The sequence below is a fragment of the Chromobacterium sphagni genome (assembly GCF_001855555.1).
GTDB lineage: Bacteria > Pseudomonadota > Gammaproteobacteria > Burkholderiales > Chromobacteriaceae > Chromobacterium > Chromobacterium sphagni.
The window spans coordinates 1-8,100 of record NZ_MKCT01000007.1 but is presented as its reverse complement, the minus strand read 5'-3'; the positions used below and the strand labels follow the sequence as shown (position 1 = coordinate 8,100).

Here is an 8,100-nt window from a genome sequence, read left to right as displayed (position 1 = left end):
TGGTCGGCGGGGGCTGGTGGTGGATGCAGCAACAAGAAAAGGATCGCTTGGCCGCGTTGGATGCGGCCGCCTCCCAACAGCCGGATCCGATGACGTCCTATCGCAACCAGATGCAGAGCGCCTTGAAGCAGGCTCCGCTCAATCACGGCGCGGCATACGCTAGGACGATGCTGGCGGTGGTGCAGCAGTTGCCGTTTGAGGTTGGCGGTTGGCGGGTGGGGGGCATCTCCTGCAGAGACAAAGGGTGCGTAATCAACTGGAAGCGACAAGACGGCGGCACTTTCCAGACCTTGCTGGATCAGCGCAAGTCGGTGCAGTTCCAGGATATGGGCAGCGCGATGGAGACCGTGCCGCTGCTCGAGACGCCGGCCGCTCCTCAATCCACGCCGATCGACGTGGCGAAATTCTACATGACGGCCGGCGTGCGGATGCAGGCGCTGGACGATCTGGGCAAGGGCGGCAAGGGCGAGGGCAAGCTGATGGCCGTGGCATTGGGCAAGGTCGAGCCGTTGGTGCCACTGCCTCCGGAGCTGAAGAATCGAGCAAACAAGGTGCCCGCGCTCGCCAAGGGCAGCTGGAGCATGCAGGGCCATCTGGCCTTCCTGGATTCGGTGCCTGGCCTGATGGAGCGGGCCGGCAATATGACGCTCGATGCCGTCGAGGTGACGCTCAATGATAAAAAGCCTGAATTCACGGCGAAGGGTACTTTCTATGTCCAATAAATTGTTTGCCTTGCTGTTGCTGTTTCCCTTGCTTGCTTGCGGTGAAACCATCGATTCCTTTGCCAAGAACGCGCTGGCGCCGGCGCCGGCCGCGATTCCGGGCGGTTTGCCGCCTTTGCCCATGCAGGCGCCGCCGCCGCCCGCCTTGAGCAGCGGCACGCCGATTCCGGGCAAGAATGGCACATCCCAGGTGTTCGATGTGGTGTTCATCCAGGGCAACGGCAAGGTGCGCAAAGCTTACCTGGTGGTGGATGGCCGCTATGGCAAGATGGTGCGCGAGGGCGATGTGGTGCAGTCGTGGAAAGTGGTGGCTGTAGGCGATGACTATGTCGACGTCGCCCACGCCGGCAAGCGAAAACGCCTGCTGATGGATGCCGGCACCGCCAGCGGGCCGGAGCAGCGTTGAACGGGAAGTGGAGAGGCAGGTCTCGCCATGTGTAGTTGGTTTTCTGAGGTCATAGGGCGCGGGGACGCCAAGTCGGCGGCTTCTTCGGACGCCCGGCAGGATGGCCGCGGCCGGCAGGCGGCATCCCAGGGCTTGCCCGTGCGCCGGATCGGCGGACTGAAGTCGGAGTCCATCCGCCACCACGGCTGGCGGCAGGAAGGCGACCTGGTATTGCCTGGATATGAGAATAGCGCCTTGCTGTTGGGCTCGGCCAAGTCCAGGCAGTACATCCTGTTGCTGGAGGACGTGGCTTATCTGCAGCTGCGCAGCACCGATTTGCTGCAGCGCTTCGATGCGGGGGTGCGTTCCCGCACCAAGTGGAGCTGCCTGGGAATCTATGTCGGGTCGATGGAGGAAATCCTGCTGGTGCACTCGCAGTTGCAGCAGCATAACGTGGAATCCAGCCACCGCGACGGCGATGCCAAGACCGGCGGCTACCGCAACTTCGATCTGGTGATAGAGAAGGCGATCGATCTTAGGGCAACCGATATCCATTTCGAGTTCCGCGGCGGAAACCACGTGCTGGTGCGCTACCGCATTCACGGCAAACTGCGCGACAGCGATCCCAAGGACCGGCTGCTGCGCGATTTCAACGCGATGATGGATGCGATCTCCACTGCCTACAACTCGCGCGCCGATTCCAGCAGCCGCAGCCACAACCACTTTGACGAGAACAAGCACCAGAGCTGTTCGATCAATATCGCGGTCCAGGGGCGCAGTTATCAGCTGCGCTTCCAGAGCGTCAAGGAGAACCGCGGCGTCGACGTGATACTGCGGGTGTTGCTGAACGAGGCGGTGGAGAAGGACATTCTCTCCTTATCGCAGCTGGGTTATTCCGACGATCAGGTGGAGGTGCTTGAGGACGCGGTATACCGTTCCCCGGGGCTGACCATCATCGCCGGCGAAACCGGTTCGGGCAAGACCACCACCTTGCGCACGCTGATGACTTACGAACGCGAGTCCGGCAAGAAATTCTTCTCGATAGAAGACCCGGTGGAGTACATCCAGCCGCACGTCACGCAGATCCCGATCCAGCGCAAGGCTGAAGATGGCAAAAAAGAGGGGGGCGAGACGCCGTTCGGCGCGGCGGCCAAGGTGTTGCTGCGCGGCGACCCTGACAAGGTGATGGGCGGCGAAATCCGCGATGCCGAAACCGGCTCCTTCGCCAAGGCGATGACGCAGACCGGCCACCAAGTGCTGTCCACCGTCCACGCGTCCAGCGGTTTCGGCATCATCCCGCGGCTGACCGACGCCGAGATCGGCATTCCCATCCAGGCGCTGGCGGCGCCGGATTTCCTGACTGCGCTGGTCTACCAGAAGCTGGTGCCGGTGCTGTGCCCGGAATGCAGCCAGCTGGCTGCGGAAGTGCTGGACGACGAGTATCTGATGGTGATCGCCTCGCTGGGCATCGATGTGGGCGCGGTTCGGGTGATGGGGCCGGGCTGCCCCGCGTGCCGGCACTTGGGCACCAAGGGGCAGACCGTGGTGGCTGAAGTCTGCGAAGTGACCGAGGACATGCTGCCCATGATCCGGGAGGGGCGTTTCTGGGAGGCGGAGAGGGATTGGCGCGCCAAAAGCAATGGCAGGCTGTACGACCCCAGGATGCTGGGCAAGACCGCGATGGAGCACGCGATCTACAAGATGTCGCTGGGATTGCTGGACCCGCGCGATGTGGAGTCGGCATTCCGCAAGTTGAAGAAATACCGCCCGTTGAGTTTGGCTAATTGATTGAAGGAACAGGGATGGCCGATGGTGATGACGCCTTCAAGAGTCTGCTGGGCAGATTCGGTTATGGCAAGGGGCCGGCCGGCAAGGCTGTGAGCGCTCCGCCGGCAGCGCAAGACGATACTGATGACGAGCTTGAGGAGGTGTTGCCTCTGGTTGTGGAATCCGAGTGGCTGCAGGACGCGCCGCTGGCCGATATCCGGGACGGCGGTTTCGGCATCGCGCTGGACGCGGTGCGGGAATCGGCGCCGATGATGCCGCAGGAGGATGGGAAGCCTGCCGGCGAGGCCCCGACGGCTGACCCGCGCGCGCCTTTCGCGCCTACAACCGCGCAGGAGGTATTGGCCCCGTTGGAGCCGATTCCTGCCAACCCCCAGCCGGCGAGGCGCGCCGCCAGCCTCAGTGAAGAGCGCCTGGCGTTGTTGCACCGCGTGGCGCAGGAGGCGCGCGGCGAAGGTGTGCATAGCAGCGAAGAGTTTGACATGGGGTATAGCGAGCCGCTGGTGGGTACGGTGCGGCAACCGGCCGTGCTGGTGCAGGAACATGAGGTGAGCGATGCCTTGCCGGTGCCGCCATGGGCGCGCGTGGCGGCTGAACGCGGTATGTTGGGGCATGAAGCCTGGCAGGTGTTCGACAACCTGGACGCGCTGGGTCTGGTCAACGACGACCGTTATGTCGAGCAGGTAGCGGCGTATTGGCCGGTGGAGGCGTTGCCCCAGACTTTCGCCGACCTGGCGAACATCCCGTTGACGACCAGAAGCGAGCTGCCCAGGGCCACCCGCGACAGCGACGAGTTGGGGCGGCACGGTTACTTTTACCTGAAAGGCGCTGCTTATGGCGCTCAGGCGCTGTTCGTCGTGGACGGCACGCGCCGCGAGGTCAGGGATCGGGTGGCGGATATCTGTGGCGAGCTGGATCGTGCCAGCAAGCGCTGGAAAGTGGTGCTGCTGACCTCTTATGCCTATCGTTGGGCGCAGCGCCGTTTCCTATGGCCGGAAATCATTGCCGGCGGCGATGTCGAGTACGCGCTGGCGGTGGCCGATGCCAGCCGTTTATATGCTGTGCCGGCTGCGGCCGGCCAGCGGTTGTTGCTGCTGGAAACCACACATGGCATGGAGGCGGTGGCCATGCGCCATGCCGGCGAAGCCGCTGAATTGCTGGGCGGGCTGGGAACGAAGCCGGATGTGAGCGATGCCGGCATCTGGTGCGTTTCAGACAGGGCGGTTTGGGCTGGCCGCGGCAAGGCGGCCTCGCTGGCGGCGTTGGGGCTGGACGACAAGACGGCGGTCAATCGCTTGGTGAGGGAACTGTCGCGTCCGGGCGCCATTGTCTTTGTGGCCGGCGAAATGGCCGAGGCCATGGCGGCGGCGTTGATGGCGGAAGCCTGGAGCCAGGGCGTGGCCGGCGGAGCCGTCAACGCTACAGTCGCCGCCGGACTGCCGGCGCTGTGGCTCAATCCCGATGCGCAGCAGCTGCGCGCCAGCCACGGGCCGGTGCTGGCAGTCTACCCCGGCAAGAACAGCACGGCGGAATCGGCGCTGATGCTGATTCTGGGCGAGCAGGCCGCCTGGGCCAAGGGCCGGGTCGCCATGGGGGTCAATACGGTTCGCATGCCGGCGCTTTGCCCGATTTGCGCGCTGGCGGTTGATGCGGACCAGGCCGCGCGCGAGCTGACCGAGGTGGTGAGCAACTTCCGCAGCGCGGACTTCGGCCATGTCAAAACCCGCAATCTGCGCGAGCCATGCTGCGGCAACGGCTATGCCGGCGAGGTGTGGCTGAGCGAGGTGTGGGACGGCAAATTGTGCCAGCGCGATTTTGGCGCGAGCATGCCTGCAGATCTGGTGGACAAGGGTTTGCGGCCAGATCAGCGCATCAGCTCGCAGCTGTTCCAGGCCATCCAGGCCGGGCGAGTGGATTACCGTAGCGCAGGGGGCCTGTGATGCTGAACCTGATTCGACGATTTTTCGGCATTGCGCCGGCGCATGAGCAGAAGTACGCCGGCCTGGCCAAGGCCAAGCGCAAGTTCATGAAGCTGCGCACCAAATTCTACGGCGACTTGGCCGACTCCATCGAGGACGGCGCCAACCCGTACGAGCTGTTTTCCCACAAGTACATGCTGGCGCGCGAACGCGGCAATCCCATGGCGCCCTTGTTCGCCTATTGGCGCGACCGCGCGGCGTCGATGAACCTGCGCGGCGCCTGGGAAGGCACGGTGCCGGCCGACGACCTGATGGTGATCGGCTCCGGCGAGCGCGGCGACCTGCCGGAGGCGCTGCGTTTTCTAGCCAAGGTGGTGAAGATACGCGAGGGCAACGCCGAGGCGATCAAGATGGCGATCGCGCTGCCGATTTTTCTGTTGCTGTTGATGACCGGCGTGCAGCTGGGGGTGGCGCTGGGCATGATGCCCATCATGGAGCAGATCATGCCGGCGGATAGGTTTCCGCTGGTCGGCAAGGTGCTGTACTACCTGTCTCTGGCCATCCGCAATTACTGGTATCTGATTTACGGCGTGCCGGCATTGCTGGCCGTGGCCTATTTCTGGTCATTGCCGCGCTGGGCCAGCCCGCTGCGCAACCGGCTGGACCGCCATCTGCCGTATTCCGTATACCGCGACTTGAAGGCCAGCGAGTTTCTGGTGTCGCTGGCGGCGCTGTCGCAAGCCAATACCGCGGTGTACGACGCCGTATTGCTATTGGAGCAGGGTTCCACGCCCTGGATGCGCTGGCATCTGGCGCGCATCCGTCTGGCGCTGACCAGCAACCGCAGCATTCTGAAGGCGATGGATACCGGCCTGTTTTCCGAGGAGATTTTCGACCGGATTTCCGAATACTCCGAGCGCAGCAACTTCGAAAGCGGCATCCGCAAGATAGGCCTGACCACCATCGAGGAAATCTCCGAGGTGATCAGCGCGCGCTCCGCTGTGATGCGCAATGTCCTTATCGTGGTGGTGGGCTTGTTCATCTTGCTGACCATCGCGGGGATGATGATGACGGCCTTGGAAGCCGGCAACCAGATTCAGCAGATGACCGGTGGAGGAAGTGTGTGATTTAGCCTTTGCCAAGCATTTTGTAAGTTTGATATAGTATATACTCCATTTAACAACTAACAGGCACATTGGAGATCCCATGAATGCTTCCAAATGGCGCGCGGCTTCTGGCAGAAGCGGTTCGCTCAAACGCCAGGCGGGTATTGACCTGATTCAGCTGTCGGTGGCGGTTGGCATCATCGCCTTCATCCTATCGATCGGCTTCCTCGTGGTGCCGTCGATTATGACCAACATCAAGTCGAACTCCGAAACCTCTGATCTGCAGCAGGAAGTTTCGCAGGCGCAACGGGTATTCGGCTCCGGCGTGCCGGCCGCCGGCTTGACCAATCAGTTGGCCATCAACTTGAAGCTGATGGCGGCGGACCGCGTATCGGGAACCACCATTCTCAATCGCTTCGGCGGCACCGTTACCTGGTCCGCCATCGACTACTACGCCTCCAAGGATGCCGTGCAGCTCGTTTCGACCGGTTATTCGTCCGAGGCCTGCCTGCGGTTGGTACCCAATATCCAGTCGCTGTTTGTCCAACTTCAGGTCGGCAGTACCACCGTGAAAGACTTGAAGGCTGGCACCGCGTTGAACGCGAGCGCATTGGCGACCGCCTGCAATGCCTCGACGTCCAACACCCTTACTTATGTGTTTTCCTTGTAATCGACACCTCTGCGCGAACGCGCGCAGGCATGAGGGCGTTTAAAGTCCATGGCGCAACAGATCATTACCGATGTCCAGCTGCACGTGCGCGACTGGAAATCCAGCGTGCTTTTCCCTGGGCAGATCAAGCCCGGCGAAGAGTACAAGAATTTCCTGATGAAGCTGACCGAAGTGGTGCTCACCGAACAGCAGGAAGTTGGCCGCCGCACAGGCTTCACCATCACCATCGGCGGGCTGCGCTGGCGGGTGCAGCGGATGCAGCAATACCGCTATGCCTGCCGATTGGTGATGAACAAGGCGCCTCGGCTGAATGATCTGCGCCTGCTGGACTTTCATACCACCATGATGCAGTCGGACGAACTGAAGAAAAGCGGCGGCCTGGTGTTGTTTTCCGGGCTGACGGGCTCCGGCAAGACCACCACCATGAATGCCATGGTGGTGAGTCGGCTGGAGAAGTTCGGCGGTTTCGCCCAGACGGTGGAGGACCCGGTGGAAATCGTCATCGAAGGCTGGCATGGCGATGGCTATTGCACGCAGATAGACGTGGCCGATTCGCCATCCGGGCAGGAGTTCAACTTCGACCGCCGCTACGCGGAAGCCATCACCACCGCCTTGCGTTCCTTTCCGGCGCGCGATCGCTCCATGCTGATGATAGGCGAGGTGCGCGACGCGCATAGCGCGGCGGAGCTGCTGCGCATCGCGGTGGACGGCCACTTGGTGCTGTCCACCATCCACTCGCGCGATATCCCGTCGGCGCTGCGCCGCCTGGCGTCGCTGGCCAGGGCCGGCGGCGAGGCGCAGGCGGATGAGTTCATCGCCGACTCCCTGCGCATGGTGTTCCACCAGCGCCTGGACAACGGCATTCCGCAGGTCACTTCCTTGGACCTGCGCGACCGCAAGGACCTCTCCCAATTCATCAATAAGGGCGAATACGCGCGCCTGGAGGGGGAGATAGACATTCAAAGACGCAAGAACATTCAGGGCAGGGGGGCGTAATGCGCAGGAAGCAAGCGGGGGAAATGCTGATAGGCCTGGCCATCGCGGTGGCATTGATCGGCATGGGACTGGCCTATCTAGGCGTGCGCCAAGTTAGCGAATGGCGAGCCAGCCGCGGCCAGTTGCTGGGAAGCGCGCTTGCTGATTTGGGCAAAGGCGTGCAGAGCTATGTGGTGCAGCACCACGACCAACTGGTGCAGGCTGTTCTCAATCAGCCTGTGGTGCCGGCGCTGGGCGGCGTGGCAAGACCGTTGAACCCGACCCCGGCTGAAATCGCCAGCGTGGTGGGGATGCCATCGCTTGGAACTGTGCCGCCGCTTGCTGGCGCGTCTTATCAGATCGTTATCAGCGGGGACGATCCGACGCAAGGGGATCGCAAATGCATCGCTGGCAGTCCTGGCACCTGCAATATCAACGCTTTGACCTATGTCGACAAGCCGCTGCGCCTGCCTTACCCATCGGCGGACAACGATGTCGACTATGTCGCCGTTGCCTCCGCTGTGCAGCAGATCGGCCC

The 8,100-nt window shown here is 62.6% G+C and carries 8 protein-coding genes; all 8 read left to right on the top strand.

Features of this window, described 5'->3' with window-relative positions:
- The coding region (locus BI344_RS06590) for a type 4b pilus protein PilO2 (protein ID WP_139166911.1) at nucleotides 1-722 on the top strand (722 nt) is incomplete at its 5' end.
- Complete coding sequence (locus BI344_RS06585; protein WP_071112193.1) at nucleotides 712-1,128, top strand: hypothetical protein; 417 nt, start codon at nucleotides 712-714, stop codon at nucleotides 1,126-1,128. The genes BI344_RS06590 and BI344_RS06585, both read left to right, overlap by 11 nt.
- 138 nt (nucleotides 1,129-1,266) lie before the next feature.
- Entirely contained in the window at nucleotides 1,267-2,895 is a 1,629-nt protein-coding gene (locus tag BI344_RS06580; RefSeq protein WP_158020803.1) for a GspE/PulE family protein, read from the top strand.
- Nucleotides 2,896-2,909: 14 nt separating this feature from the next.
- Nucleotides 2,910-4,832: a hypothetical protein gene (locus tag BI344_RS24320; RefSeq protein ID WP_071112191.1), complete on the top strand. Its 1,923-nt coding sequence runs from the start codon at nucleotides 2,910-2,912 to the stop codon at nucleotides 4,830-4,832.
- Nucleotides 4,832-5,938 carry a type II secretion system F family protein gene (locus BI344_RS06570; RefSeq protein WP_071112190.1) on the top strand — a complete coding sequence of 369 codons (1,107 nt, stop codon included), beginning with the start codon at nucleotides 4,832-4,834 and terminating at the stop codon, nucleotides 5,936-5,938. Before BI344_RS24320 ends, BI344_RS06570 begins: the two co-directional genes overlap by 1 nt.
- A 79-nt stretch (nucleotides 5,939-6,017) precedes the next feature.
- Entirely contained in the window at nucleotides 6,018-6,587 is a 570-nt protein-coding gene (locus BI344_RS06565; protein WP_071112189.1) for a type 4 pilus major pilin, read from the top strand.
- 48 nt (nucleotides 6,588-6,635) lie between these two features.
- Entirely contained in the window at nucleotides 6,636-7,583 is a 948-nt protein-coding gene (locus BI344_RS06560; RefSeq protein WP_043580176.1) for an ATPase, T2SS/T4P/T4SS family, read from the top strand.
- The coding region (locus BI344_RS06555) for a hypothetical protein (RefSeq protein WP_139166910.1) at nucleotides 7,583-8,100 on the top strand (518 nt) is incomplete at its 3' end. The genes BI344_RS06560 and BI344_RS06555, both read left to right, overlap by 1 nt.

What these genes read in the sequence shown, in the direction of transcription:
- BI344_RS06585 (WP_071112193.1), top strand. Translation starts at nt 712, where the DNA reads ATGTCCAATAAATTGTTTGCCTTGCTGTTGCTGTTTCCCTTGCTTGCT.
- BI344_RS24320 (WP_071112191.1), top strand. Translation starts at nt 2,910, where the DNA reads ATGGCCGATGGTGATGACGCCTTCAAGAGTCTGCTGGGCAGATTCGGT.
- BI344_RS06570 (WP_071112190.1), top strand. Translation starts at nt 4,832, where the DNA reads ATGCTGAACCTGATTCGACGATTTTTCGGCATTGCGCCGGCGCATGAG.
- BI344_RS06565 (WP_071112189.1), top strand. Translation starts at nt 6,018, where the DNA reads ATGAATGCTTCCAAATGGCGCGCGGCTTCTGGCAGAAGCGGTTCGCTC.
- BI344_RS06560 (WP_043580176.1), top strand. Translation starts at nt 6,636, where the DNA reads ATGGCGCAACAGATCATTACCGATGTCCAGCTGCACGTGCGCGACTGG.